This is a genomic window from Sphingomonas sp. LH128 (assembly GCF_000293195.2).
Classification (GTDB): Bacteria; Pseudomonadota; Alphaproteobacteria; order Sphingomonadales; family Sphingomonadaceae; genus Novosphingobium; species Novosphingobium resinovorum_A.
Genome location: NZ_ALVC01000013.1, coordinates 1 through 26,932 on the forward strand (window position 1 = coordinate 1; position 26,932 = coordinate 26,932).

At 63.5% G+C, this 26,932-nt stretch carries 25 protein-coding genes and 1 pseudogene; 10 read left to right on the top strand and 16 right to left on the bottom strand.

Annotated elements, in window-relative coordinates:
- Positions 1-188 (top strand): annotated as a pseudogene (locus LH128_RS01535) (IS6 family transposase); the annotation flags it as partial.
- 130 nt (positions 189-318) lie between these two features.
- On the opposite strand, the gene LH128_RS34250 reads toward LH128_RS01535, so the two are convergent.
- The 6 genes from LH128_RS34250 to LH128_RS01565 form a co-directional block, all read right to left on the bottom strand.
- Positions 319-816, bottom strand: coding sequence for a response regulator (locus tag LH128_RS34250; RefSeq protein ID WP_327195015.1), 498 nt, complete (start codon positions 814-816; stop codon positions 319-321).
- A gap of 24 nt (positions 817-840) precedes the next feature.
- Positions 841-3,510 (bottom strand): hybrid sensor histidine kinase/response regulator, encoded by a 2,670-nt coding sequence (locus tag LH128_RS01545; RefSeq protein WP_008827812.1) that lies wholly within the window; start codon positions 3,508-3,510, stop codon positions 841-843.
- A gap of 398 nt (positions 3,511-3,908) precedes the next feature.
- Positions 3,909-5,207, bottom strand: a complete 1,299-nt coding sequence (locus LH128_RS01550) for a PQQ-dependent sugar dehydrogenase (RefSeq protein ID WP_008827813.1) — start codon at positions 5,205-5,207, stop codon at positions 3,909-3,911.
- Entirely contained in the window at positions 5,204-5,638 is a 435-nt protein-coding gene (locus tag LH128_RS01555; protein WP_008827814.1) for a DUF2231 domain-containing protein, read from the bottom strand. The genes LH128_RS01550 and LH128_RS01555 overlap by 4 nt, the downstream gene beginning before the upstream one ends.
- A gap of 72 nt (positions 5,639-5,710) precedes the next feature.
- Complete coding sequence (locus tag LH128_RS01560) at positions 5,711-7,156, bottom strand: L,D-transpeptidase family protein (RefSeq protein ID WP_008827815.1); 1,446 nt, start codon at positions 7,154-7,156, stop codon at positions 5,711-5,713.
- 79 nt (positions 7,157-7,235) lie between these two features.
- Positions 7,236-7,907 carry a murein L,D-transpeptidase catalytic domain family protein gene (locus LH128_RS01565; RefSeq protein WP_008827816.1) on the bottom strand — a complete coding sequence of 224 codons (672 nt, stop codon included), beginning with the start codon at positions 7,905-7,907 and terminating at the stop codon, positions 7,236-7,238.
- A 51-nt stretch (positions 7,908-7,958) separates the two neighbouring features.
- Between LH128_RS01565 and LH128_RS31745 the strand changes: the two genes are divergently transcribed.
- A complete protein-coding gene (locus tag LH128_RS31745) occupies positions 7,959-8,537 on the top strand; it encodes a DoxX family protein (protein ID WP_231958393.1) in 579 nt (192 codons plus the stop codon).
- Between the two features lie 124 nt (positions 8,538-8,661).
- A complete protein-coding gene (locus LH128_RS01570; protein WP_008827818.1) occupies positions 8,662-9,162 on the top strand; it encodes a dihydrolipoamide dehydrogenase in 501 nt (166 codons plus the stop codon).
- Between the two features lie 7 nt (positions 9,163-9,169).
- Here LH128_RS01570 and gstA read toward each other — a convergent pair whose 3' ends face one another.
- The 3 genes from gstA to LH128_RS01585 are packed head-to-tail and all read right to left on the bottom strand — an operon-like array spanning position 9,170 to position 11,093.
- The gene (gene gstA / locus LH128_RS01575) at positions 9,170-9,760 is read right to left on the bottom strand and encodes a glutathione transferase GstA (protein ID WP_008827819.1); all 591 of its coding nucleotides are present in this window, start codon (positions 9,758-9,760) and stop codon (positions 9,170-9,172) included.
- Entirely contained in the window at positions 9,757-10,674 is a 918-nt protein-coding gene (locus tag LH128_RS01580; RefSeq protein WP_008827820.1) for a formate/nitrite transporter family protein, read from the bottom strand. Before LH128_RS01580 ends, gstA begins: the two co-directional genes overlap by 4 nt.
- On the bottom strand, positions 10,671-11,093 hold the full coding sequence (locus tag LH128_RS01585; RefSeq protein ID WP_008827821.1) for a polyketide cyclase: 423 nt from the start codon (positions 11,091-11,093) through the stop codon (positions 10,671-10,673). Before LH128_RS01585 ends, LH128_RS01580 begins: the two co-directional genes overlap by 4 nt.
- A 154-nt stretch (positions 11,094-11,247) precedes the next feature.
- Here LH128_RS01585 and LH128_RS01590 point away from each other — a divergent pair, with 154 nt between their 5' ends.
- From LH128_RS01590 to LH128_RS32970, 3 genes are all read left to right on the top strand, one after another.
- A complete protein-coding gene (locus LH128_RS01590) occupies positions 11,248-11,946 on the top strand; it encodes a glutathione S-transferase (protein WP_008827822.1) in 699 nt (232 codons plus the stop codon).
- A 73-nt stretch (positions 11,947-12,019) separates the two neighbouring features.
- Positions 12,020-13,546 carry a catalase gene (locus LH128_RS01595; protein ID WP_008827823.1) on the top strand — a complete coding sequence of 509 codons (1,527 nt, stop codon included), beginning with the start codon at positions 12,020-12,022 and terminating at the stop codon, positions 13,544-13,546.
- A gap of 573 nt (positions 13,547-14,119) precedes the next feature.
- Positions 14,120-14,323, top strand: a complete 204-nt coding sequence (locus LH128_RS32970) for a hypothetical protein (protein WP_008827824.1) — start codon at positions 14,120-14,122, stop codon at positions 14,321-14,323.
- A gap of 105 nt (positions 14,324-14,428) precedes the next feature.
- On the opposite strand, the gene LH128_RS01605 is transcribed toward LH128_RS32970, so the two are convergent.
- The 3 genes from LH128_RS01605 to LH128_RS01615 all read right to left on the bottom strand — a co-directional run bounded on the left by LH128_RS01605 (position 14,429) and on the right by LH128_RS01615 (position 18,214).
- Complete coding sequence (locus tag LH128_RS01605) at positions 14,429-15,394, bottom strand: BON domain-containing protein (RefSeq protein ID WP_008827825.1); 966 nt, start codon at positions 15,392-15,394, stop codon at positions 14,429-14,431.
- A gap of 257 nt (positions 15,395-15,651) precedes the next feature.
- Positions 15,652-17,043, bottom strand: a complete 1,392-nt coding sequence (gene nhaA / locus LH128_RS01610) for a Na+/H+ antiporter NhaA (RefSeq protein WP_008827826.1) — start codon at positions 17,041-17,043, stop codon at positions 15,652-15,654.
- Positions 17,044-17,230: 187 nt separating this feature from the next.
- On the bottom strand, positions 17,231-18,214 hold the full coding sequence (locus LH128_RS01615; RefSeq protein WP_008827827.1) for a YihY/virulence factor BrkB family protein: 984 nt from the start codon (positions 18,212-18,214) through the stop codon (positions 17,231-17,233).
- 219 nt (positions 18,215-18,433) lie between these two features.
- Between LH128_RS01615 and LH128_RS01620 the strand changes: the two genes are divergently transcribed.
- The gene (locus tag LH128_RS01620; protein WP_008827828.1) at positions 18,434-19,006 is read left to right on the top strand and encodes a ferritin-like domain-containing protein; all 573 of its coding nucleotides are present in this window, start codon (positions 18,434-18,436) and stop codon (positions 19,004-19,006) included.
- 5 nt (positions 19,007-19,011) lie between these two features.
- The gene (locus tag LH128_RS01625; RefSeq protein ID WP_008827829.1) at positions 19,012-20,544 is read left to right on the top strand and encodes an FAD-dependent oxidoreductase; all 1,533 of its coding nucleotides are present in this window, start codon (positions 19,012-19,014) and stop codon (positions 20,542-20,544) included.
- 4 nt (positions 20,545-20,548) lie between these two features.
- Here LH128_RS01625 and LH128_RS01630 read toward each other — a convergent pair whose 3' ends face one another.
- Positions 20,549-21,502 carry an alpha/beta hydrolase gene (locus LH128_RS01630; RefSeq protein ID WP_008827830.1) on the bottom strand — a complete coding sequence of 318 codons (954 nt, stop codon included), beginning with the start codon at positions 21,500-21,502 and terminating at the stop codon, positions 20,549-20,551.
- A 132-nt stretch (positions 21,503-21,634) separates the two neighbouring features.
- Between LH128_RS01630 and LH128_RS01635 the strand changes: the two genes are divergently transcribed.
- Together LH128_RS01635 and LH128_RS01640 are read left to right on the top strand one after the other, a co-directional pair.
- The gene (locus LH128_RS01635; protein WP_008827831.1) at positions 21,635-22,432 is read left to right on the top strand and encodes an SDR family NAD(P)-dependent oxidoreductase; all 798 of its coding nucleotides are present in this window, start codon (positions 21,635-21,637) and stop codon (positions 22,430-22,432) included.
- 13 nt (positions 22,433-22,445) lie between these two features.
- Positions 22,446-23,579, top strand: coding sequence for a Gfo/Idh/MocA family protein (locus tag LH128_RS01640; protein ID WP_008827832.1), 1,134 nt, complete (start codon positions 22,446-22,448; stop codon positions 23,577-23,579).
- Positions 23,580-23,654: 75 nt separating this feature from the next.
- On the opposite strand, the gene LH128_RS01645 is transcribed toward LH128_RS01640, so the two are convergent.
- The 3 genes from LH128_RS01645 to LH128_RS01655 form a co-directional block, all read right to left on the bottom strand.
- Positions 23,655-24,548: an SDR family oxidoreductase gene (locus LH128_RS01645; protein WP_008827833.1), complete on the bottom strand. Its 894-nt coding sequence runs from the start codon at positions 24,546-24,548 to the stop codon at positions 23,655-23,657.
- 36 nt (positions 24,549-24,584) lie between these two features.
- On the bottom strand, positions 24,585-26,381 hold the full coding sequence (locus tag LH128_RS01650) for a glycoside hydrolase family 15 protein (protein WP_008827834.1): 1,797 nt from the start codon (positions 26,379-26,381) through the stop codon (positions 24,585-24,587).
- Positions 26,378-26,932 (bottom strand): DUF4126 family protein (locus LH128_RS01655; protein WP_008827835.1); only part of this gene is annotated, 555 nt, incomplete at its 5' end. The genes LH128_RS01650 and LH128_RS01655, both read right to left, overlap by 4 nt.

Consider the following 26,932-nt stretch of genomic DNA (forward strand, 5'->3'; position numbering starts at 1 on the left):
CGGCCTATGCCACGATCAAGGGATTCGAAGTCATGCGAGCCCTGCGCAAAGGACAGGCTCGCCCCTGGTGCCTGCAGCCCGGCATCAGGGGCGAGGTGCGCCTTGTGGAGAGAGCTTTTGGCATTGGGCCCTCGGCGCTGACGGAGGCCATGGGCATGCTCAACCACCATTTCGCAGCAGCCGCCTGATCGGCGCAGAGCGACAGCCTACCTCTGACTGCCGCCAATCTTTGCAACAGAGCCTGATCTATGAACCAGTGGCGAGAAATCAACTCGGCATTCAGGGGCGGGGGGGAGTGCTTTGGTATAGGTCAGCGCGTCAGCATTCAGCAGTGTGAATGGCGTTTAGCAGCTCCGCTCCCGAATAGGGCTTTGCAAGGAACTGCGCACCCGTCGGAAGCAGGCTTTCGTCCGGCTCGCATCGGCCTGTCGTGATGATGATATCAAGACCAAGTCCGCTCGCATGAACCCTGCGTGCCAGATCGAGGCCATTGAAATCACCAGGCAGGTCGACATCGGTGAAGAGGATCGCAATATCGTCGTGATCAGCGAGAATACGAAGCGCCTGATGCGCGTCGGCGGCACAGAGCGGGATCAGCCCGGCGTCCATTACCATATCCTCGGCCATCATTCGGATGAGAGGTTCATCCTCGACGATGAGGACTATGCATGGCGCCTCGTGAATGCGTTGCCCCAACCTGTGAGTTTCCGTTCTGCGTTCGCCCCTACAATGCTTGCCGGGGTCGGATACTGAATGAAGACGCACGTGTGCTACCGGTTCCCGCATGGCCTGGGCAATGCGGCAGACCGAAGACATCAGCCCATTCTTCCGTTTGGGGCCCTAACTCAGTCTGGAACCGGTTGACGGCGCCGGCGACCGGATTGCATCTTCCATAGCCTGGGTCAGTTCTCCGCTTCCGTAGGGTTTTGCGAGGAAGATCGCGCCATCGATGTCACCAGCCCGGGAGGTATCTCCTGAGGCAAAGACGATGCGAATTGATGGGCGAAGGTCCCTGGCGCGGCTGGCAAGATCGATGCCCGAGCTTCCCGGCAGATTTATGTCGCTGACAAGGATGTCGATCGGCGCGGTCTGCAAGGCTGACATCGCATCTTCCGCACTTCCCGCCTCCACAACCACGTAGCCGGCGTCCTCGAGCATCTCGCCGGTATTGAACCGGATCAACGGATCGTCCTCGACGAGCAGGACCGTGCGCGGTCCGCGGGCACGGGCGCCGTCGACGACCTGCTGGTCATGGGCCGGACGCCCTTCAGTGTGCCCTGGATGCTCGGCGCCGGCTCGTTGACGCTGGTTCGCGATCACGTGGCGCAGCCTTCGGGCCAGTGCTTCGCGTGTATAGGGCTTGGAGAGCAATTCCACCCCGGCATCGAGCTTGCCACCGTGGACGATCGAATTTTCGGTATATCCCGATGTGAACAGCACGGCGATGCAAGGCAGTCGTTCTCGCGCCTTGCGTGCCAGCTCCGGACTTTTGAGGGTGCCGGGCATGACGACGTCGGTGAACAACAGGTCGATTGGTACGCCGCTTTCGATCACGATCAGCGCGGCCCCCGCATCGGGCGCCTTCAGGACGCGGTAGCCAAGATCGGTCAGCATCTCGACAACGGTGGCGCGAACCTCTTCGTCATCCTCGACCACCAGAACGGTTTCGGTGCCGCCGACGATCGGCCCATTGTCGACCTGGACCTCGATATCTTCGCTCTCCATCGACCGGGGAAGGTACAGCTTTATGGTCGTGCCTTCGCCCGGCTCCGAATAAATCTTAATGTGTCCGCCGGATTGCTTGACGAAGCCGTACACCATCGAGAGGCCGAGGCCTGACCCCTTGCCTTCGCCCTTGGTCGAGAAGAATGGCTCAAAAACCTTGTCGATGATCTCGCGCGACATCCCTGTCCCTGTGTCGCTTACCGCCAGCATCACGTACTGGCCAGGCGTCACTTCATCGTGCGTGAGTGCATATTCGGTGTCGAGATGGGCGTTCCCGACTTCGATGGTCAGGCGCCCCTGGCCATCCATCGCATCGCGCGAGTTGATCGCCAGATTGAGGATGGCGTTCTCGACCTGGACCGGATCGATATAAGTATTCCACAAACCACCGCCAACGATGGTCTCCAGTTGGATGCCTTCACCGATTGCGCGGCGCAGCATGTCGTCCATGCCGCGCACGAAGCGGCTGACATTCACCACTTTGGGTTCGAGAGCCTGCCTGCGACCGAAGGCAAGAAGCTGGCTGGCGAGCTTCGAGCCTCGGGTGACCCCTGCCAAGGCATTGGTCAGTCTGGCTTCGGCGCGCTCGTTCCCCGAGACGTCCTTCGCGAGTAACTGGAGGTTGCCGGAGATCACCTGAAGCAGATTGTTGAAATCATGCGCAACGCCTCCGGTTAGCTTGCCGACGGTTTCCATCTTCTGCGCCTGGGCCAGCTTGACTTCTGCCTGACGTCGCTCGTCGATCTCGGCGATCACCCGGGCCTCAAGCGTCGCATTGAGCTCGCGCAGTGTTTCTTCCGCAGCGCGCTGGTGGGTGATGTCCGAATGGACCCCGACCCATTCGATGATCGTGTCACCCTCGTCAAGAACGGGGAGTCCGCGAATGGCGAAGGTGCGCCATTCCCCATCATGGCGGCGTACGCGATGCTCATGGACGAACATGGCCTTGGCCGCCACGGCGGCGTTCCATGCCACGATCGTCGGTTCGCGATCATCTGGGTGGACAGCCTGCGCCCAGCCGTAGTCCTGATACTCCTCAAGGCACTGGCCGGTCAGGGCAGCCCATGCAGGTTGTTCGCCCAGCATTCGGCCGTCGGCGCTGTTGGTCCACAGGACACCGTGCATGGCCTCCATCGCAGTGCGGAAACGCTTGTTGCTGGCGGCCACGTCCGCCTCAAGGGCGATCCGCGCAGAATTGTCTATGCAGGTGCACATCACCCCGCCGATACTGCCATCGGCTTCATAGACTGGGGTGTAGAACAAATCGAACGTCACGGGCTCAGCGTAACCGTTACGCTCCAGGACCAGGATCTGATCGCGATAGGACCGTAATTCGCCGCGCATTCCGGCGGCCAACATCTCACGGTTCCAGTCCCAGATCTCAGGCCAGATCCCGGGCACTGTACCGCCAAGCGCCTGGGGATGATTGGGGCCTGCAACGATGGAATAGGCATCGTTGTAAAGCATCACGTGCTCTGGCCCCCACATCAGCACCTTGGCGACAGGAGAGTTCACGATATTGGCAACGGTCGCGCGCAGTTCCAGTGACCAACTCCCAATCGGACCGAGCGGATTGGCGGACCAGTCAAGTTCGCGAATACGGCGCCCGCATTCGCCTCCTCCGTAGGGCCAGCCGGCAGTCGCTTCTGTCCTCGCAGAGAGTTGACCCAGCACACTTTCGATAAGTGCGGCTTCATCGGAAAATCCGCCGTCACGCGTGAGCGAGGCAAGCCGCGCGGCAAGGTCAGCGGGCAGGGAAAGGGTTTGAGCAGCGTGTTCGGACATGCGCTCTCGTCTTCCCGGTTAACCCTCATGTCAAGCAGCCGCAGCCGCGGCGTGCGACGAAATGCCTGGCCTAGATAACACGCGATCAGACAAGGGGTAATTGTGTGTCCTTTGACACAGACGCGCCTATCCGAAGTTTCATGGCAGCGATGAGCGATTCGATAGGCATTGCGCTTTGCCACGGCCGGGCGATCGAATGATCGGGGACCCAAACGTTGTGACTGGAGGTGGGCACCCCCTCAGTATCCGAACCCGGGCACAGGGGGTTCGGTTTGGGTCCCGCTTCCATTGGTCTGCTTGGTGGTGGCCAAGTTGATCTGCGCTATGCACCAAGAGTGCCTCGGAGCCGAAATCGAGGCACCGTTCAGCCACATGCAGTCAGAATAAAGGCAGAGCGCTTAGCGTGCAGGGGTCACTCGCCATACGGTGTTCGAAAGGTCGTCGGCGATCAGCAGCGCCCGGCGCTCGGGATCGTACGTGACGCCGACCGGGCGTCCACGCGCCTTCCCCTCGGGCCCGATGAACCCTGTCACGAAGTCGCGGGGCTTGCCCGAGGGCCGGCCATTGGTGAAGGGGATCCATACAACCTTGTAGCCTGCCAACTGGCGGCGGTTCCAGCTGCCATGCTCGCCCACGAAGGCGCCATCGGCATAGTTTCCGCCAAAGCCGCCGCCGGTAAGGAACGTAAGGCCAAGCGCTGCTACGTGTGAACCCAGGGCATAGTCAGGGGCAATCGCCTTGCGGACCATGTCAGGCTTCTGGGGGTGGACGCGCGGATCGACGTGACCGCCGTAGTAGCTGTAAGGCCAGCCATAGAATGCCCCCGGCTTCACCGAGGTCAGATAGTCCGGCACGAGGTCCGCGCCCAGCTCGTCGCGCTCGTTGGCGACGGCCCAGAGGGCCTGCGTTGCCGGATTGATCGCCAGAGCCGTCGGATTGCGGATGCCCGAGGCGTACGTGCGATGCGCCCCGCTTTCGCGGTCGATTTCCCAGACGACCGCGCGATCTTCCTCCACAGCCATGCCGCGCTCGCCAATGTTGCTGTTCGAGCCGATACCGACGTAGAGCCGCGAGCCGTCGGCGCTCGCCGTCAGGGACTTGGTCCAGTGATGGTTGGGATTGGCGGGGAGCTTCGTCACCACTTCGCCGGGCGCATCGATGCGCGTTTCTCCGCCGCGATAGGAAAAGCGCAGCAGGGCGTCCTGATCTGCGATGTAGAGGTCAGATCCCACAAGCGCCATGCCATAAGGCGCGTTCAGCTTGTCGATGAGAACGGTCTGGAGTTCATACTTTCCGTCGCCATCGCGGTCGCGCAGCAAGGTGATACGGTCGCCGCCCTTCGTGCCGCTCTTCCCGAGGCTCTTGATATAGCCTGCGATGACGTCCTTGGGGCGCAGTTTGGGCGCGCTGCCGCCAAGTCCTTCGGAAACCAGAATGTCGCCGTTGGGAAGGACGAGCGTCTGGCGGGGAACCTTGAGGCCGGTGGCGATGGGCGAAATGGCAAAGCCCTTGGGCACGTTGGGCATCGCGCCGTTCCAGCCTGCGGGGCTGGCGATCTTCATCGGCGGAAGAAGGGTCTGGTTCTGCTCGGGGAGCGCCGGCCGCGGGCCGGTCTGATCGAGATCTTGCGCTTTGTCGCAAGCGGCAAGGGCGAGCGGCGCGGCGAGGCTCAGGGCGGAAAGGACAACGCGGTTCATGCTCGCACCTCGCGGGAAACGGTGTAGCCAATCCATCCCGCTGCCAGCGCCAGCACCGTGGAAATGACGGAGAGGGCAAGACCGGTCGTGCCGACCGAACTCCACCCGTCATGGCTATGCTGGAACGCATTGACGAGGCCGACGACGAATAGCAGCGCCAGGATCGCACAGAGCCAACCTCTTCCCGCCCGGCGCGCAAGCATGCCGATCAACGCCCAGGCCAGGGCAAGGCCGGTAAACACCAGCGCTCCGGCGATCAGCCAGGATGCAAAGTTCGACCACTGCATTTCCGAGCTGTTGAGATAGGTGATGTCCGCCAGCAGAGCGCCCGGGAACATCGACACCGGAAAAGCGAGCAGGATCGCATGAAGCGGGTGCAGCGCGATCGGCGCTGCGCTGGGATTGGCTGAGGGCAGGTCGAATTCCTTCAACGCTTTGTCAGGAAAGTAAGAACAGCAAATGCGCCGATCGGCGAAGAGTTGCCGATGGGTCCGATCCCTGCCTTACGGCCCGACGTCGCCGCCATTGGCGTGCAACGGGTGACTGGTTCCTGCCGCGAAGCCCAGTGCGGTCGCCACGCTCTCGTTGCGACCATAGGGGTCGGAGCGGATGACCGGCTCACCATCTTCGCCGAAAAGGACTGTGTCATAGAGAAGACGAACTGGAATTTCGCGTGGCAGCGGCACGAAGGTTTCCTTGCCGGTGGCGCGGGCACGGTGCCACTCGTCGAGCACACCTTCGTCCCTCGCCAGCATTTCCGCAAAGCCCATGGCATCCTCCACGCGCACGCAGCCGTGGCTGCGCTGGCGCTGCACTTCCTGGAACAGCTGCTTGGCGGGAGTGTCGTGCAGGTAGATCTGATGCTCGTTCTTCATGTCGAACTTGACGAGGCCCAGCGAGTTCCTGGGGCCGGGCTGCTGTACCACCCAGCCGTCCTTCCACGCCATGTTGTTGCGGCGCAGATAGGCGCTGCCCTTGCCGGCGATCTCCTTGCTCTGGATCGAGCGCGGGACAGTCCAGGTCGGATTGGCGACGAGACGATAGATCGGCGAACCCAGCTGCGGGGTCTGGTTCTCCGGCTTCCCGACGACGACCTTGCGCGTATCGACCATCTTGCCGTCGCGCCAATAGGTCAGGCGCCCCGCAGCGACATTGACGTCGATGCGGGTCTTGGGCGGATCGCGCTGCAGCCAGCGCATGCGCTCCATCGCGACCGCAATCGCACGTGCCTTGTCCGCATCGGAGAGGTTGAGGATTTCCAGCGCATCCTTGCCGATGACGCCGTCGGGCTTGATGCCGTAGTCCGCCTGCATGCGCTGCACGGCCTTCATCATGGCCGGGGAATAGCGGTCACCTTGCGCATCTTTGCCATCAAGATAGTCGGAGGCCGCGAGCTGGCGGGCGATTTGCGGCACGCGCCGATCGCTGTCGCCGGGCTTCAGCGGCTCGCTGTCCTGTGCGATGGCCGGGGCGAGGGCATCCCTGCTGCCACGAAGGGAGAGGTAGGCTTTCGAAAGGCGCTGGTAGCCGTCATCCCGGGGTGCGAGACCGTCCAGCCAGTCCTTGAGGTCACCGCCCTTCAAAGCTTTGGCAAGGCCGGGCAGGAGGTTCGGATCAGGTCTCGGCACGGAATAGATATCATAAAGCTTCTTAGGGTCGCTGGCACCGCGCGCCAGCGCCGATGCGTAGCGCAACGCACTTTCCGTCAGCGCGCGATCGCCTTCTGCATTGCCGGGGCGGCCATCGAGCGAGAAATTCATGTGATCGAGGCCATGCGTTGCCCGGCTGTCAATCGCAGCGCGCAGGTCGCGCACCGCCGCGTCGTTCCAATGAACTTCAGTGATGCTCACGGCCGGCGCAGGCGCGTCGGGCGTCTCGGAGCCGGACCCGCACGCTGTGAGTGCAACAGTCACGGCAAGCAACGGGGAAACGATCAACCGATTGCGCACATGGATCTCCTTGGATGACCCCAGGTATAACCGACAGGCATGCTGGACGTTGCTCACCGTCTGATTTTTAGGCCCGGATTCAGCTTCTTGCCGCGAAGATCATCCGCCCCTTGCCGAGGAACGAGAAGACGTCATCGAGCTTGTTCTCCCCCACCGCGAAGCAACCCTGACTGCGGCCGAGCTTGCCATGCGCCTTGATCATGTCGTCATTTGCGTACCACGCGCTGTGCACGACGACGGCGCGTTCAAGCGCATTGTTGTTGGTGGCGTCGAGCCCGATCAGCCGCTGCGAACGGCCATGTTTGCCGACGTAGTAGTCATCGGTCAGATATGCCCCTTCGCTTGATGCGTTCGATCCGAACGCGTTGGAGAAGCGTTCAAGGTATCCGGTGTGATGCGGATCGGAACCCGATCCATGCGCGACGAGCAGGCGAATGGCCTTGCCGTCTTCCACGTCGAGAAAATGCATTCGCGCGTCCGACGACGGCGCGGAAAAGTCCACGATCGCGATCCGGTCGCGCTGCCTGATCCGCTCGCCATGCCGATCAAGGGACGCAAGAGCCTTGCGCAGAAGCGTTGGGTCGACGGTCGAGAACGCTGCGCGCGGTCCGTCATTGCGCACCATTGCCGGAACGCTGGCAGGGCCTGCGGACTTCGGAAGTACCGGAGCGGCAAGCGGCGACGTCGATCGCAGGGGCGAAGAGGAGCGCGAGCATGAAGCGACCGCAACTGCGGCACCGGCAAGCATCATCGCCCTGCGATTCATTATGATATCATGCTGGGCCATGGCCAACACTTGGGGATGATCGACATCGAATTGAAGGGGAATTTTCAATTAAATCATAGTCATGTGGTCATTTTTGTACACACTGCGAGGATGGACGGCAAATGCTGCAGGCCAGCGTTCCCGCGAAATGAGAATGATCATGAACCAGCATATTTGCGAAGCGACTTCGCCCTGGCTATTTCCGCTCGTGCGAAGCTTGCTGCGATGCCTGTTCGCGCTTGCCTTGTTTTTGCCGGATACAAACACATTCCCGCCCCGGACGGGTTTGCGGCGATCACACCGCGCTGGGTGCCCCTACCGGACTTCGTGGTATGGGCAACGGGATGGTGCGAAATCGCCGGCGCCGCAGGTCTGCTCGTTCCGAAGCGCTGGTCACCGAGGGCGTATCGGGGCGCCTCCATAGCATTGGCGGCTTATGCCTTGTGCGTGTGGCCGGCGAACTTCAATCACGCGCTGCATGACATTCCGGTCGCGGGCGTTCACCTTTCCTGGTGGTATCATGGCCCCAGACTGGCTTTCCAGCCCATGCTGATCTGGGCTCTCCTGTGGGCAGGACATATCATCGACTGGCCATTTGGCCGGCCCCACTGCTGAAGACAGGCGGGTGCGGGAACAGACTCTCGGCATGGTGTTTGGGGAGGAGACTGGCAACAGAGGGATCATCCCCCTACGGCAAATATCTCCTGCGACGCCGCAGTGCGGCGATGCGCCGATCTTCATGGCCGGCGATGCAGACCATTCGCGTCCCGTGCTGCACGAGGCGCAGGCGGAAGGGACGCTCGCGGGGCGCAATGCCGCCTGTTTCCCGGAAATGATAACCGGCCGGCGCATGGTCCCTTTCTCGATCATGTTCACCGATCCTCCCTTGGCGAACATCGGCGAGCTTGATGGAAAGGACAGCGTGATCGCAAGCGCGTCCTACGAGGATCAGGGGCGGGCAAAGGTCGAAGGTGTGAGCCGGGGACTGCCACGCCTCCATGCCGGTTCGGCGAACGGGAAACTGATCGGTGCCGTGCTGGCGACGCCGGCGGCCGAGCACATGGCGCATCTCCTCGTCATGGCGATCGACCGGGGCCTGACGGCGAGCGATATACTGCCCCTTCCGTTCTATCACCCCACATTCGAGGAAGGTCTCAAGCCCGCGCTGCGCGAGATCTGTTCGCGGACCGGCGGGCCCGTCGGCATGGAGCGCGACGACGGGTTTCTCGCAGGGGCCTGAGGGCGAGCTAGTCCAGACCCTCCTCTGACAGAGCTTGGCGTATCGACGGGCGCTGGGTCAGGCGGTCAAAATAGCGGGTGAGGGCATCCGGCAGAGGCAGCCTGGCCTTTTTCTGCGCCCACATCAGCATGACGAAGAGGTAGCAGTCTGCCGACGTGAAGCTGTCGCTGACGATGTAGTCGCGTTCAGCCAGCTGCGTCTCGAGGTAGGCGAAGCGCCTGGCCAGATTGTCTCCTGCTGCCTTCTTCGCTTCATCGGTGCTGTCGGGCATGAAGAACGGCTTGAAGCCCTTGTGCACTTCGGTCGAGATGAAGGCGATCGTCTCCAGCAATTTCCAGCGGTTATCCGGTGACGCCGCGATCTTCTCGGATTGGTCCGCAAGATAGCTGAGAATGGCGATGTTTTCAGTGAGGATGGTGCCATCGCCGAGGGCAAGCGCGGGAACGTAGCCCTTGGGATTTATGGTGGTGTAGTCGCTGCCGGTCTCGGTGCGCTTTTCCTCCAGGTCGACCTTTTCCAGCGTGTACGGCAAGCCGGCTTCGGCCATGGCGATATGGTCGGCAAGGCTGCAAGCGCCCGGCGCATAGTAGAGCTTCATGGGACAGGTCCTCTCTTGTGCTGATCCATGCGGTCAACTTGGGTGGTTCGGTTCGGATGCGGATCGTCCGCGCCAAGATCGCTGCGCATCTGGCCATGTGCCAGCACCGCGAACAGGCCGGTGCCGCCGACGATATTGCCGATCAGCGCCGGCAGGGTGAATTCGAGCCAGGCTTCACCGAAATTGATGCGGCCGCTGAGCCACAGGAAGCTCGCCTGCGACGATCCGGTCACGACATGTGCAAAGCCGCCGAGCGCGATCACGTAGGTCAGCACGAATACGACCCAGAATTCGCTGCCCCGGGCATTGGGCAGCACCCAGGCGACCGCCGCCATGATGAAGCCGGCAGGTATCCCCAGCGTCAGCGTGCGGGTCCAGTGCTGGAGTTCGAGCTTGCCCAGAATGTCGAGGGCCACCATTCGCTGCTCATGCGTGACGATGATTTCGCCGGCCATGAGCGCGCTCACCAGCGTGACGCCGATCAGATTGCCCACGAGCACGCAGGCCCAGAGCCTGGCAAGGCGGCCGAAATTGCCCAGCGAAGGCGATGTCGCGATCGGCAGCACCGCCGTCACCGTACTTTCGGTGAAGAGCTGCAGCCGGCCCATCACCACGATCACATAGCCGATCGGATAGCCGAGGAAATAGATCAGCGGCGCCCAGTCGGTATCGGGCAGGTGGCTGCGCAGGAACAGCTCGCACAGCAGGGAGAGAGCGATCGCAAGGCCTGCGGCGATACCCGACAGGGTCAGGGCGAGGGTGGGCCGTGCGAGCTCCTCTTCTCCCTGCAAACGCACGACCTCGTGAACGATCTTGGAGGAGCCGGCCTTGCGCTCCTCGACACCCCGGGCCTCGGACGCATCGAGTGCCTTGTCCGGCTGCTCCGTTTCTTCGCTACGTGGCTCGTTCGTCATGGAGCATCCCTGTCCGGCTGACTACGTTCCAGAAGTGCCTTGAGGTTCTCGAGATCCTGGCAGACCATGGCGGCATCACGAATAAAATCATCGTCGCACATGTCCGGTTGGCGATAGAGGGTGAAGACCGCCTGCGTCCCTGTCCCGTTCTCGATCAGCCGCAGCGGGATATGTATGACCGGCTTGCCGGGCAGCATGACCCAGTGATCGAGAACGCCGAAATCGTTGGGCGGGGTGAACCGGACCCTCGCTTCACCGGCGGGCGTGTCAGCCCGCCATTCATCGCCGTCCCGGTGGAGCGACGACGACATGCCCGCAGCCCATTCGGGGAAATTTTCCGGCACGTGAGCGAAGGCATAGGCCGCCTCAAATGGGCAGTCGATCGTAATACCGATCAGGCGGGCTTCGTGGGTTGCCATGATGCAGGTTCCTTTGCTGCCTATAACCCTTGAACGGGCACAGGGTTCTGCACTGGCAAAGGCGGGGTGACCGCTGGCGAGGGCGGCTCGTCGCTGTCACGAAACCGGGCATGCCGCAGCGCATTGAGAGGTCTTCATGCTGCAGGAGAAAGCGATGACCGACTTCGACCTCTACTACTGGCCAGTGCCCTTTCGCGGCCAGCTCATCCGCGGCATCCTCGCTTCCGCCGGGAAGACCTGGACCGAGCATGACAGCGATGAGATCGGCCAGCTCATGGCGAGTTCACCCGCCGAGCAGTCGACCCCGTTCATGGGGCCTCCCGTCCTGGTCGACAACGCGAGCGGGTTTGCGCTCTCCGAAATGCCTGCGATCGCGTGCTATCTGGGCGAGAAGCTGGATCTCGTGCCCCCTTCGATCGAAGGACGGGCGCGGACGCTCAAGGTCGTCAACGACGCCAACGATGTGCTCGACGAAATCACGCTGAATGGGGGGCGGCAGATGTGGACGGAGGAAACTTGGCGGGACTTCGTGCCGCGTCTCAGGCGCTGGATGGAAATCTGGGAGGCGACCGGCATTCGGTGCGGGCTCAGGCACGAGGAGGGAACCCTGCTGGGCACCGCCACGCCGGGCGTGGCGGACATCGTCAGCGCGGTCCTGTGGTCGACGATGACGGAGCGCTTCCCCGCGATCGAGGCATTGCTCCGCGATGCAGCTCCGAACGTTGCCGCGCTGGTGCGACGCATGACCGAGATGCCTCGACTAAAGCGTCTCGCCGAGCAGGCGCGGGACGAATATGGCAGCTCCTATTGCGGCGGCGAGATCGAGCAGTCTTTGCGCAAGGTGGCGGTCTGATCCAAAACGACTGGGGAACCTCTGGGAGGCTCATGGGTAGCGATAGCATCCACTCAGAAAGCCAGAGGCTCCCATGACAGACCGGTCCACCCCGCGCACCACCAACGATGCCGGCATTCCCATCCAGAGCGACGAGCATTCGCTGACTATCGGCCGAGACGGCCCGATCGTCCTCAACGATCATTACCTGATCGAGCAGATGGCCAACTTCAATCGCGAGAGGATCCCGGAACGCCAGCCCCACGCCAAGGGCAGCGGCGCTTTCGGCCACTTCGAGACCACCGGGGATGTCACCGCCTACACCAAGGCAAAGTTGTTCCAGCCGGGTGCCAAGGTCGACACCGCCATCCGATTCTCCACGATCGCGGGTGAGAGCGGTAGCCCCGACACCTGGCGCGATCCGCGCGGCTTCTCGGTCAAGTTCTACACCGAAGAGGGCAACTTCGACATGGTCGGCAACAACACGCCGATCTTCTTCATCCGCGACCCGATGAAGTTCCAGCACTTCATCCGCTCGCAGAAGCGCCGCGCCGACAATGGCCTGCGCGATCACGACATGCAGTGGGACTTCTGGACGCTCTCGCCTGAAAGCGCGCATCAGGTGACCTACCTGATGGGCGATCGCGGCATCCCCAAGACCTGGCGCGAGATGAACGGTTACTCCAGCCATACCTATTCGCTGGTGAGCGCTAAGGGCGAAAAGTTCTGGGTCAAGTTCCACTTCAAGACCGACCTGGGCGACGGCAACGCCTACTTCAGCCAGGCCGACGCCGATACGATGGCGGGCAAGGACGGCGACTTCCACCGCCGCGACCTGTTCAACGCCATCGATCAGGGCGAACATCCCAGTTGGACGCTCTTCTGGCAGGTGATGCCTTACGAGGACGCCAAGACCTACCGCATCAATCCGTTCGACCTCACCAAGATCTGGCCCCATGCCGACTATCCCCTGATCGAGGTCGGCAAGCTGACGCTGACGCGCAATCCCACCGACTTCCACAGCGAAATCGAACAGCTTGCCTTCGAGCCGAACAACATGGTGCCCGGCGTCGGCCTCTCGCCCGACAAGATGCTGCTGGCGCGCGGCTTCTCCTATGCCGACGCCCACCGGGCCAGGCTTGGGGTCAATTACAAGCAGATCCCGGTCAATCGGCCGGTCGCGCCGGTGCACAGCTATTCGACCGCTGGCGCGATGCGGATCGAGAAGGCGACAGATCCCGTCTATGCCCCCAACAGCTACGGCGGCCCGGCAGCCGAGCGCGACCCGTACGAGGCGGGCATCTGGCAGGCCGATGGCGAGATGGTGCGCGAGGCCTACACCCTTCGCGCCGACGACGATGACTGGAGCCAGGCCGGAACGCTGGTGCGCGAGGTGATGGACGATGCCGCGCGAGGGCGTCTCGTCGAGAACGTGGTTAGCCACCTGTGCGACGGCGTCAGCGAGAAGGTGCTGCAGCGCGCCTTCGAATATTGGCGCAACATCGACGCCGAAACCGGCAGGAAGGTCGAGGAGGGCGTCCGCAGCAAGCTGGGCGGTGCGTCCAAGGCTGCGGGCATGGGATCAGCCAGGTCGATCCGGGACACGAGCCACTCAAACTGAAGTACCGTACAGCGAGCCGCACCGGATGCGGCTCGCTGGACGGCGTCGCCGGTGTGACGATGGGCAGAGATTGTCGTGCCCAAGGCGTCGGAACGCTTGCACCATGTAAGGGTATGGCTCGGCATCCGACGTCCGGATGGGGGTTCTCCATTATTCAACCTATGCGCCGAATTGACGCGGCGGCATGGTCAACGGGGGTTTGGGGTGGCCCTTGGCCGAGCCGACCAACGGCAATATTCCTTGGCGCAGGTGCGAAGTATCTGCACGCGGTGCACGTTCCAGGATGCTGATCGCCGCAAGCAGATGGGCTGGAACGGGATTTTCTAGCTTCCCGGCATCAAAAATTGTCAAGACTGTCGTCTTCCTCTGCGGGTCCATATCTGCACATGCGAACGCCGGTGCGATCCGCTTTGCTCCCGCGTGGAGGGTCGGTCGGCGTGCCGGAACTGCAGCCTGTCGTGGCGACAACACGCGCTGGCCTGCGGGGGCGCCTTTACTCGAAACGCGGGCGGGATGCAGTCACTTCAATCAGGAAAGCAAAGGAGACTGCCCGTGCCGAGAAATGATCCTGCCATGAAACCCGAAGACAAGGTTCCCGAAGGCGTACGCTCGCTGGAAGAGGAGCGCCTCAACCCTGGTCCGAACGCGGGAGCAACCGGGGGCGTCGGAATGGACCCGGACCGGCGTGGGAAGGGCAAGGCCGATGATGCAGCATACCGCCGGGATCGCGTGCAAAGCGGCCTTCAGCGCAATCTTGAGCACAGAGAGGAGGAATAATGCCGCACCCTTGGACGAACCGCCCGGGAGCCTCCCGCGCACCTTCGGACTTTGAAAGGAGGGGAGCCATCAGGCTCCCCTCCATCCCCTGGCATTTTTCCGCCGTCAGGATGTCGTGGTCGGCCGCGTGGCTGCTGACGAAGGTGTAGTCGGAATGCCATCAACGGCCGACTGGTCGTGCCGCACAGTAGACCCGGTCACGCGAAGATTGTTCTGGACGTGGCTGACGCCCCACACGTTTTCCGCGAGATCTTCAGCGCGGCGCTTGTCCTGCCGTGTGGACACAGTGCCGTCGAGTGTCGCCTCGGCCTCCTTCACCACAACCCGGACATGGCTTGCATCGAGCCGCCAGTCCTGCGTCAAGGCATCATTGACATCCTCGCGAATTCGCTCGTCCGAGCGGGTATAATCCGATGGGCCGCGTCCCCGGTGGTCCATGTCACGGCGACGCGACGCATCCTTGTCGCCGAACCAGCTGGCCACCTCGTCTCCGGCCCTTTCCAGGAACCCGCGCTTTTCGCCTTCGGCACGCCATGCGCCGTAGTCATCATCGTGGTGCCGGCTGGACCAGCTACCCGGTCCCCAGCTTGGCCGATAGCTGTTGCTGGGGTGCGCTCCTCCACTCAACGCGCCGCGATTTGCCGAGAAATCGCGGCCGCCGTAATCCTCGCTGGTGAAGCTGGAATAGTCGTTGCCCCCACTCGCATCGAAATCATGTACTGGATAGTCGTTTCTGCGCGGCGAGGATGCGCGCCGGATATTTTCGTCCCGGCCATATCCGTAACGCCCCTCGAGACGCGGGTCGCGTCCAAAGGTGCCGCGCGAGGCTTCTTCATAACGGGAACTCGCCGAATCGCTTTCGTAGCGATCGCCAAGATTGCGGGCGCGGCCTTCACCCCGACGCGGAACATAGGCGCTTCGAGATTCTTCGGTGGCATCGTCCATTCCGCCAGCCTGCCGACTGCGCTCGTCCTGCCACTGACTGGCCTGACGCGGCATGTCCCAGGAACTGGCCTGATTGCGATAGCCACCTGACTGACGATTTTCGGGATTGCGTTCATCGCGGTTCATCGATGCTCTCCTTTGCTTCAATCCGGCGCGCGATTGCCTTCGCGCTGCATGAAGGCCAAACACGCAAGGCTCAGGTATCGATCCACTGCCGGACGACTTCATCGTGGCATCCGTCGCATTGGCTACTCGCATCGTCGGTGCCCGCAGCGGACCTCGGCCTCGGGCTGCGGCTCTCATTCCGGGCATGCGCGCCGGTCGGCCGATTTTTTACGGCCGAAGATTGCTGGCAGCGGCGAATTCAGCGCCATTTTTTCGGATCACATCTTCGGGCGATCACCTGCAAACCGAAGGAAGACATAGCCTGCAAGACCAGCCACTGCCGACGCAGCCAACGTCCCGAGCGATGCCTGCTCGACCAGTCTACTGTCCGCGAATGCAAGGTCGGCTATGAACAGGGATATCGTGAAACCGATACCGGCAAGGCTGCTCATTGCGAGAACCATGCGCCATGTCACGCCGCTCGGCAGACGGGCAATTCCGGTCCGGGTTCCAAGCCACGAAGCAAACAGAAAGCCGATCGGTTTGCCAAGAACCAGAGCGGCGACGACCGCCGGGGCGAGGGGCGATGCCACTGCGCCGGCAAGAGCATCAGGGGTGATTGCCACATGGACATTGCTCAGTACAAACAGCGGCAGGACGAAATAGCTGACCCAGGGGGTCAGGACCCCGACGAGACGATCGCCGGTGACTTCTGTAGCCGCCGTCATCTCGTCGAGGTATCCAAGGTGGGCCTCAACCTCATGATGGGCAGCGCGGTCTATGCGATCGTCGCCATCGGCCTGGCGCAGCTGCCGGTAGGCATCCTGGAAATCATCGACCTTGCGTTGCACTCCGCGTGAAAAGGCATCCTTGTCCAGCCTCGGGCGGACCGGTGCGACGAAACCGATGACGACGCCGGCAATCGTGGCATGAATGCCGGATGCGAATATCCCGCCCCAGGTTGCTATCGACAGCAACACGTAAGGGAAGGAGGAAAACCAGCGCAGCTTGCGCAGCAGCAGCATGACGCCGAACGATACTGCCGCCACGACGAGGCCGACGATTTCGATGTGCCGGGTATAGGCGCCGGCGATGACCAGCAGTCCGCCGACGTCGTCTATGGCGGCAAACGCCAGCAGAAGGGCACGAAGACCGGCTGGGAACCGGTCGGAGAAGATTGCCAGCAGGGCGAGGCCGAAAGCAGTGTCGGTGACGACGACCGCTCCCCATCCCGCCGCTTCCGGGCCTTGTCCGGCAATGACCAGGAAGAGTCCCACCGGCACCACCATGCCGCCGATTGCCCCCAGCAGCGGAAAAGCGGCCGAACGCCAGCGCGAGAGTTCGCCCGTGACGATCTCGCGTTTCATGTCCGTGCCGATGATGACGAAGAACAGAGGCAGGAGCGCGTGGTCGATCCACTCTGCCAGCGAGTGAGAGAGGGAATGCGAGCCCAGACTGATCTCCAGCGAGAGGCCCCAGAAATCCTCCCAGCCTGACGCGAGAGGTGAACTGCTCAGGACAAGGGCGACGAACGTTGCCAGCAGCATCGGCCCGCCGGAAATCTCCTTGCCAGCGAAAAGCGGCGCCACCCTCTTCAAGAAGGCCCGCGAGATCGGTGATGTGCCGGCGCGGGCATGTTCGCGCACGGCGATGCGCGGCCTTATCGCCATGAGGGAGTCTGGCGATACGCCGGGCAGGCTGGCAACGACGCGCGTTCCGAGCGGGTGAAATGCAGGTCGGGACGCTGGCAATTCTTTCTGGGCATGCAGGAGCCAACCACCGGAGGGGCCGAGCGTTCCGGCGCAGGCTCGCAGCGGGCTTCGTGAAGCGCGCCCCGGTTTCGACCTGTAACCCCTCTCAGTTCTCGTTCGGTGACAGCGCGGCGCTGGTGTCTGCCATCGTTGCCCCGCGTGAGCCGATTGGCAGTTCCGGGCCTGTGGTCGTGTCGCGGGCGGTCTGTCGTTCCGTCTCGGCATTGACCAAACCGCCAAGCAGCACCGCATAGGCCGAGACATAAAGCCACATCAGCAGCACGACCACGGCGCCCAGCGAACCGTAAGTGGTGTCGTAATTGCCCAGCGACGAGGCATAGAGACCAAAGCCGACGGTGGCGACCAGCCATAGCGCTGTCGCCATCAGGGACCCGGTGGTCAGCCACTGCCAGCGCGCATCGGCGCGGTCTGGCGCAAAGCGGTACATCCCGCCGATGGCGATGCTGCACAGGCCCGCGGCGACGACCAAGGTCGCTGCCTGGATCAGCGGGGCGCCGATCGGGCCGAGATCGGCGATGAGGTCGCCCGCGAGGCTGAGCATCGAGGCCGCAACCAGCCCGACGATGCCGACCACGACCGCCGATGCGGCAAGTGCGAGGGCAAGAATGGTGCCGCGCACGAACGAGCGGTGATCCTGCTGCTCGTATACGATGTTCAGCGATCCGATCATGGCGCCCGATGCTCTTGAAGCGCCGTAGATCGAGATGAGGAGCGCAACTGCAAGGCCAAGCCCCTTCTTGTCGGCCGCCGCCAGGGTGAGGCTCGTGAGCTGGTCGTAGATGAGGTGGGCGGCGTCGGCAGGAACGAGGTCGATGATCGTCGCCATGTGCTTGGCGACCGTGGCCGGATCGGCGATCAGCCCATAGGTCATCACGACTGCACCAAGCAGTGGCACGAATGACAGGAACGCATAGAAAGCGACCGCCGCGGAAAGCAGATTGAGATCGTGCCGGCCGCTGTTTGTCCAGACACGCCTCGCGATATCCTTCCATGCCGCGGCGCCGTACTGCGCCGGCGTCTTCGCATCGGCTCCGTGCTGGTCGGAAATGGATGTGTCAGCTGTGTTCATTGGCCCCTCATGCTGCAGTCGGGAGATGTAACGTCGCGCGTTCGCAAAGAGTTCGCCGGTTTGTCGCAATCCCGGGAAAACGCCGCGCAAACGCCGGGAACTGTTTCGCGTCTGTTGCTGTCGGCGAACAGGCGCCTTCCGTTTCTGCGAGTCGTTCGCGCGGAACCCATGGACCGCCGACAGCCTTAAGGGTGAAACCCCCCATCACAGGAGATCACCATGGCGACCCAGACCCAGGACCGAAGCGCCTTTCTCACCGACGTCCAGACCCTTCGTGAACGCGCGCGCAAGTCGCTCGGGGACGGCGCGGTGATGCCCAGCTATCAGGGCGACGTCGACAAGACGATCGAACTTCTGCAGACAGTGGTCGCGACCGAGATCGTCTGCACGCTGCGCTACCAGATGCACGCGATCGCCGCGGACGGCATCACGTCCAAGAGCGTCGCTGCGGAATTCGAGGAGCATGCCAAGAGCGAACATGGTCACGCGCTGATGGCGGCCAACCGCATCGACCAGCTGGGCGGCGTTCCCGACTTCGATCCCAAGGACCTCGCCACCCGTTCGGCCACCGAATACGGCGAGCCGGGAAATCTGATCGAGATGATCAAGCAGGACCTGATCGCCGAGCGCCTCGTCATCGAGCACTATCAGGAACTGATCCGCTACTTCGGCGACAACGACCCGACGACGCGCATCATGCTCGAGCACATTCTCGCGGACGAGGAAGAGCATGCGTCCGACATGCACGACCTCCTTGTGGCCCATGAAGGTCGCCCTTTCCTGAAGGCTTGAGCATCATGGCGGATACCAAGCCGGATTTTGCCGCAGGCATCGCGAGCAGCGACCTGAAGCCGGACATGATTCTTGCGGGCGAGTTCGACGGCAAGCCCGTCGTCCTCGTCCGGCAAGGCGACAGGGTGCGCGCTCTATCGGGCGAATGCACGCATCTGGGAGCCGGGCTGGAACAGGGCATCATTGCGGCAGGAGAGCTTCGGTGCCCATGGCACCACGCGCGCTTCTCGGCCGAAACCGGCGAGGCGGTGGGCGCGCCTGCGATCGAGCCGCTTTCGTGTTTTGCGGTGACCGAAGAGGGCGGAGTGATCCGCGTCACCGGCAGGGCCGATGCGAATACGCAGGCAAGCCTGAAAGCTATGCCGGATCAGCGCCGCATCATCATCGTGGGCGGCGGGGCGGCAGGTCATGCCTGCGCCGACGTTCTCGAGCGGGCCGGGCAGGGGGACCGCGTGCTGATCCTCAGCGCCGATTCCGATGTCCCGTACGATCGCACGTTCTGCTCCAAGCAGTATCTTGCCGGAAAGAAGAAGCGTGACGAATGCATGCTCCCTTCCGGCGCCGGGCAGGGGGCTGCCTCGGTGGAGGTGCGTACCGGAACTGAGGTGACGGCCATCGACACCCGGGCGAGGACCCTGTCCACGGCTGACGGGCAGCGCGTGGCCTACGAGACGCTCATCCTCGCAACAGGGGCTGAGCCGATCGTCCCTGACATCGACGGCTTCGATCGCGACAGCGTCCGTTTTCTTCGTACGCTTGCCGATGCCGACGCCCTCATCGAGGCCGCAGAAAAAGCGAAGAGCGTGGCGGTCATGGGGGCCAGTTTCATCGGCCTTGAAGTCGCCGCGTCGCTGCGCCAGCGCAAGCTTCCCGTGACCGTCATTGCGAAGGACGATGTTCCGCTTGCCGGAGTGCTCGGCGAGGAGGTCGGGCGCTTCGTTCGGGGCCTGCATGAAGACAAGGGCGTTGCGTTCCGACTTGGGAGAACGATCGAAAGCTATGATGGCAAGGCCTTAACCCTTGACGATGGATCGACGGTCGATGCCGACCTCCTGGTCATCGGTGCCGGCGTGAAGCCGCGCGTCGAACTTGCCGAAGCTGCCGGGATCGCGCTCGCCACCAACGAGGAAGGTGGCGGGGTCAGGGTCGATGCCACGCTTGCGACTTCCGCTGACGGCGTCTTCGCGATCGGTGACATTGCCTCCTATCCCGATCCGCGACTGGGCCACCCGATCCGAGTCGAGCATTGGGTCCATGCGCAGAGGCAGGGCCAGTACCTTGCGCGGCTGCTGCTGGGCAAGGTCGAGGAAGGGTTCGGAGACACCCCGTTCTTCTGGTCCGGGCATTACGATACCAGTCTTCGCTATGTCGGCCATGCCGCTTCGGCCAAGGATCGCCGGATCGAGGGCGATGTCGATGAAGGCGCGTTCGCTGTCTTCTTCCGGGAGGACGGCAAGGAGCAGGCACTGCTTACCTGTCAGTGCGATGTCGAAGCTCTGGAGGTGGAAGCCAGATGGGACATGCCGGCATCCGCCTGAAGACTTAGGGTGAAGGCGCGAAGCGCTGCAGCCAATTTGCAATGCAATCGAAGAGCCGGGCGGTCGCACGTGTGTGGCCGCCCGTTTGCATGAATGCGTGGATCATGCCGGCGAAGTGATCATGGCGTACCGGGACCCCGGCGCTGGCCAGCAGGTGGCCATAAGCGTCGCCCTCGTCGCAAAGGGGATCCGCCCCGCATGTCACCAGCAGAGTTGAAGGCAGACGCGCCGGATCGGCAAGGACTGGCGAGACAATCGGATCGTGACGATCGCTTTCGCGTGACAGGTACAGGTCGATCTGCCGTTCGAGATCCTCGAGCGCGATGATGTGGCCGTTCTCGCGCGTGCGTGAGGGATAGTCGGCATCGCGCCTCAGATCGGTATTGGGATAGAGCAGGATCTGCCCCGCGATGGCGGGGCTCCCGGTCTCCCGGACGGCATCGCGGCCGCGCATCGCCAGGGCGTTCGCGAGCGTCCCGCCGATGCTGTCACCCGAGATGACGATGGTGGACGCATCGATGTTCAAGGTGTCCGCCTGATCGCGCAAATGGCCGAGCGCGCGCCAGCCGTCCTCGAGCTGCGCCGGGAACCTGTGCTCGGGCGCTCGCCGGTAGAGCGGCGCGGCGACCAGCCAGCCGGTGCGGCTGGCCAGCATCCGCAAGGCGGCGTCGTGGCCATCGACGGACCCGGCGATGGCGCCGCCGCCGTGCATGTGCAGCAGCAGCGGCAAGCGGCCAGGGTGCGGACGATACAGCCGGATCGCAAGCGCGGGCGTTGAGGTCCGGGGCACGACGACATGCGATACCGAATGAAGTTCCATCGGCGGAGCGTCGAGGCCCGCGAGGAGCCGCGTCTGGTAGCGGAAATTCTCCAGCCAGCGTGCATCGTCCGGCGTCCCTTCGGCCGCAGGCGCGAGCCGCGCGAGATAGTCCAGCACGTCACGGGCTTCGGCGTCCATCCTGCATCCTTGCTTGCGGTGAATGGTGAGGCAAGTCGTGGGCAGACGATGCGGTTCCAGGGAACTTCGCCGTGCCGACAGCCCTTTAATCAGAAACATCTCAGACATCCGACGAAGAGGAAGATCGATACGATGAAGCTCGATATCGAAGGGCGCATTGCGCTAATCACCGGCGCGGACAGCGGCATCGGCAAGGAGACGGCGCGACGCCTGCTGAGTGAAGGCGTTCGAGTTGCGATCAGCGACCAGCCCGGCGGCAACCTGCACGAGACGCTCGCCGAACTCGAACCGCTGGGCGAGGTGATCGCCGTGGAGGCGGATGTCACCGATCGGAACAGCGTTACCGAACTTTACGCGAAGGTGCGCACCGCGCTCGGTGATCCCGATATCCTCGTCAATGCCGCCGGTGTGACCGGTGCGACTGGCGATTTCATCGATGTCGATGACGACGGCTGGCTCGAAACGCTCAACATCAATCTCATGGGCGCAGTACGCGTGGCGCGGGAGGCCATTCCGGCGATGCGCGCGGCAAAGTGGGGGCGGGTGGTGCTGATTGGCTCGGAAGACGGCGTGCAGCCTTATGTCGACGAGCTGGCCTATTGCGCGTCAAAGGCCGGTATCATCAATCTCGCGAAGGGCCTGTCCAAGGCCTACGGCTGCGACAACGTTCTGGTGAACACCGTTTCGCCCGCATTCATCGAAACGCCGATGACCGACAAGATGATGGAAAAGCGGGCAAAGGAAAAGGGTGTCGACGTCGATGAGGCGATCCGCAGCTTCCTCGACGAAGAGCGCCCCGGAATGGCGCTCAAGCGGCGCGGCAAGCCCGAAGAGGTCGCCGACATGATCGTCTTTTTGTGCTCCGAGCGCGCCAGCTTCGTCAACGGCAGCAACATGCGGGTCGATTCCGGCTCGGTCATGACCATCTGAGGAGGAGGACACCATGAGCATTGTATCCGCACTCGGATTTGGCGGCAGGAAAATCCGCTACGCCATCGTCGGCCTTGGCGACATCTCGCAGGAAGCGCTGATGCCTGGCGTCAGGCACACCGGCAATTCCGAGATTACCGCGCTCGTCTCCTCGGACCGCGAGAAGCTGGGCGCGCTGGGCGAACGTTACGGCGTGCAGCATCGCCACTCATACGAGGAATTTCCGCAGCTTCTGGCATCCGGCGAGATAGACGCCGTCTATCTCGGCACGCCCAACTGGCGCCATGCCGAATTCGCTATCCCGGCGCTCGAGGCGGGCATCCATGTCCTGAGCGAAAAGCCGCTGGAGGTCAGCGCCGACAAATGCCGCGCGATGATCGCGGCGGCCGAACGCGGCAATGCCCTGCTGATGACCGCCTACCGGCTACATTTCGAGCCCGCCAATCTCGATGCGGTCCGCCGGATCAGGGCGGGCGAACTGGGCGAACTCGTTGCGTTCACGTCGTGCTTCGGGCAGATGGTCGATCCCGCCAACCACCGCAGCCGTTCCGGTATCGAGGCAGGGCCGCTCTTCGACATGGCGCCCTATCCGATCAACGCGATCCGCTTCCTGTTCGGCGCCGAGCCGCTGGAAGTCGTGTCGGCCATCGCGGTACGCCACGAGGAAGCGGGACTTGGCGAACTTGACGACACGATCGCGGTTACCCTCAGGATGCCCGGCAACCGGCTGGCGCAGTTCACCGTGAGCTACTTCACCGACCAGATCGACAATCTGACGATTGCCGGCACCAAGGGCTCGATCCACATGGATTCGGCTTTCGGATACGGGCAAGGCCTTGAGCAGTTCCGAAAGAGTTCGGGGAACCGCGAGCACGAGGTTTACAAGGCCACCGATCAGTTCGGCGGCGAACTGAAATACTTTTCCGACTGCATCCTGAAGGGCCGCAGCGTAGAGCCCGATGGCGAGGAGGGACTTGCCGACCTGCTGGTGATCGAGGCGATCGCCGCTGCCCTGAAGCTTGGCGGGGCGGTCAAGATCGAGCCGCAGGAGCGCCATCGCCGCATTGATCCCGATGAGCAGGAACAGCGCCTGAAACTGGTCGATATTCCGGAGCCGGTGAAGGCTGCGAAACCCGCCTTCAGCTGAGGCGAACCTTCAAAACAAGAAAAAGGCCCCTGCGGTGTTCGCAGGGGCCTTTTTCGTTACTGCGCGTCAGGGCAATCAGGCGATGCCTGCGCCTCCCGTCACGCCGTAGACTTCGCCTGAAATGTAGCTGCCCTCCTGGCTGGCGAGCAGCACGTAGACCGGCGCAATCTCGATCGGCTGGCCCGGGCGCCCGAACGCACTCTGAGTTCCGAACTTCTGCACCGCTTCGTCAGGCTGGCCGCCCGAGGATTGCAGCGCCGTCCAGAACGGCCCCGGCGCAACGACGTTCGCACGGATGCCCTTCTCGATCAGCTGTTTCGCCAGCGCCTTGGTATAGGCGACGATGCCAGCCTTGGTCGTCGCATAATCGAGCAGGATGGCCGACGGCTCGTAAGCCTGCACCGATGCCGTGGTGATGAAAGAGGCGCCCGCGCTGAGGTGCGGGACCGCCGCCTGTGCGATCCAGTGCAGGGCGTAGAGATTGGTCTTCATCGTCTCGTCGAAGTCTTTCGACGTGACCTTTGAAATATCCTCGCGGCTCTGCTGGTGGCCGGCGTTGATCACCAGAATGTCGAGGCCGCCGAGCCCTGCTATCGCCTGATCGACCAGCGTGCGGCACCATGCTTCGTCGGTGACGTCGCCAGGCAGATCGACGGCGGTGCGCCCTTCGGCTTCGATCAGCTTGACGACTTCCGCCGCATCCGCTGCCTCGCTCGGCAGATAGGAAATCGCGACGTCGGCGCCTTCGCGCGCATAAGCGATCGCGGCGGCACGGCCGATGCCGCTATCGGCGCCGGTGATGAGCGCCTTGCGGCCGGCCAGCTTGCCAGAGCCCTTGTAGCTGCTCTCTCCGTGATCGGGGACCGGCTCCATCTTGCGGGCAAGGCCGGGGACGGGCTGGGGCTGGGATGGGAAGGGCGGCTTGGGATACTGCTCGCGGGGGTCCTGCATCGACAGGCGATCGGTCATGAGATGCTCCTGATGGGGTTCAGGAAAAGCAGCGTCTCAGCCCGGCCGTGGTTCCTCCGCCAGCACCGATTGCGCCATGATATGGGCCAGATGGGTAAGGCCCTGCGGCAGGTTGCCGAGGAATTCCCCGGTCTTCGGGTCGACCATTTCGGGGTAGATGCCCACCCCCCGGTCCAGCCCATCGACAAGCGCGGTCAGCCGGGCGCGGGCACCTGCCCAGTCGCCCAGCGACGCCCGCGCTTCCGCCATCCAGAACGAGCAGGCCAGGAAGCAGCCTTCCTCCTTTTCCATGCCGCTGTAGCGGTAATGGAATGGCCCGGTGCCAAGCTCGCGGTCGATCGCATCGAGCGTGGCCGCAAGGCGTTCGCGGCCGTCGAAACCGAACCGCACCGCAAGGGCGATCGAGGCATCCAGCCGATCGGTGCCGGGATGCATCACGAACGCCTGCTTTTCCTGCGACCAGCAATTCTCCTCGATCCAGGCGGCGATACGGTCGCGTTCGCGGCACCAGCGTTCACGGCAGGTGGTGGGCAATTGCCCCGCATCGGCAAGCTCCACCGCGCGGGCCAGCGCCTGCCAGCAGCTGATCTTGGACATCGTGTAGTGCTCGTACTCGGGCAGTTCCCATATCCCGGCATCGGGCATGCGCCAGCGGTCGGCGCATTCGTCGGCGAGATGGGACAGCAGTTCGGCGCTCGCGCTGTCGAGGATATTGCCGCTGCCCACAAAGCAGGACGCGGTCTCGAAGATGTCGCCGTAGACGCCGTGCTGGGACTGGTCGTTCGCCTGGTTACCGGTCACGACCGGCCGGGAGCCGCGATAGCCCGGCATCGCCCAATCCCGGACCGCAGGTACGGGATCGCCGCCCAGCGTGTAGCAGACCCTGAAGCCGACGTTGGCCAGGCGGTCCAGCAGCCAGGAGAAGGCGGCCTTGGCCTCCGCCTGCGCCCCGGCGGCCAGGAAGGCCTTGATCGTGTAGCCGGCGTCACGCACCCAGGCATAACGATAGTCGTAGTTCTTGGAGCCGCCGATCCGTTCCGGCAAGGAGGTCGTCGGCGCGGCTGCGATGGCGCCTGAGGGCGAATAGAGAAGGAGCTTGAGCGCCAGCGCCGAGCGCACGAACGCCGCGCGCGGTTCGCCCTGACACGTGATGGTCCTCGCCCAGGTCCGCCACTCCTGATCCGAGGTCTCGATACGCGCGTCGATCTCCGCGATGGAGGGGACCACCAGTGGCTCGTCCTGCCCGGCGATGAGCGCCAGTACCTCGCGCCCGCCCGCCTTCACTTCGACCGCGCCGGTGACGCCCTCGTCGGCCCAGTGGCACTCCACGCCGCCGCTGTGCAGGAACAGTCCCAGCACCCGTTCGACATGAAACACCGTGTGATCGCCGATGGTCGAGTGATAAGGGTTCACGGTGTCACCGCGACGCCCCGGTCGCATGGTCACGCAAAAACGCATCCGCCCTTCGAGCCCTTCGAGCCGGCGGGCCATCTCGGCCCAGGGCAGGCGGCCCGCGCTGCCGCTGTTCATCGATTCCACCAGACGGGCGCGGCCGGTCTCGGTGGTGAACGTGGTCTCCAGCACGTTGCTGTCGCTGCGGTAGCAGCGCTGTACGGTGAATGGCGCGTCGGGCGTGATCGCGAAGCATCCGCCATTCACCGGATCGAGCAGGCGGTCGAACAGCGGCGGCGAGTCCATGTTGGGTGCGCACCACCAGTCGATCGACCCGTCGGCGCCGGACAGCGCAATCGATCGGCCTTCGCCGATGGCGCCGTAGTCTTCAAGGGCAAGTTGGCCTTCGGATCGCTCGCCGATGCGGCGTCTGCCCATCATGCCGCCGCCGTTCCGCCGTGCCGCACGAGCGTATCCGCCTGCTCCCGCTGCTTCTGCCGGGCCGAGGCATATGTGGCCACCAGCGCGGTGCCGACCATCGCCAGCGCGTCTTCGGCGAAGGCCACCGGGCGGTCGCGGCCAAGCGCGCGGGCAAGCGTCATGCGCACGCGGTAACTGACGTAGGCACCGGCGATCGCACCGGCCGCACCCACGCCTGCGGCCAGCCAGGCCTTGCCCGGCCGCGCGGCGGCGGCACCGGACAGCGCGCCTCCGACAGCCCGGCCCGCAAGTCCGGCAGGGGCGATCCGGGCGGGAATGCCCGGCTGCTTGTCCATGACGTATTCGCCGGCCGCGGCGGCGCCGAACAGGAGGCCGGTCCACCGCGAGTTGAGCAGTGCCAGCGGCGTGCCCTCAAGCCCAAGACCGCTGCTGGCGGCGGCGATGGTGATCGCGGCGGGCGGCGTGAAAGTCCGCTGGCCGCCGGCTAGTCCCAGCAGCAGCGGCACGCAGACATCGTCGATGGCCATGGCCCGGTCGTCCGGCGCCTGTCG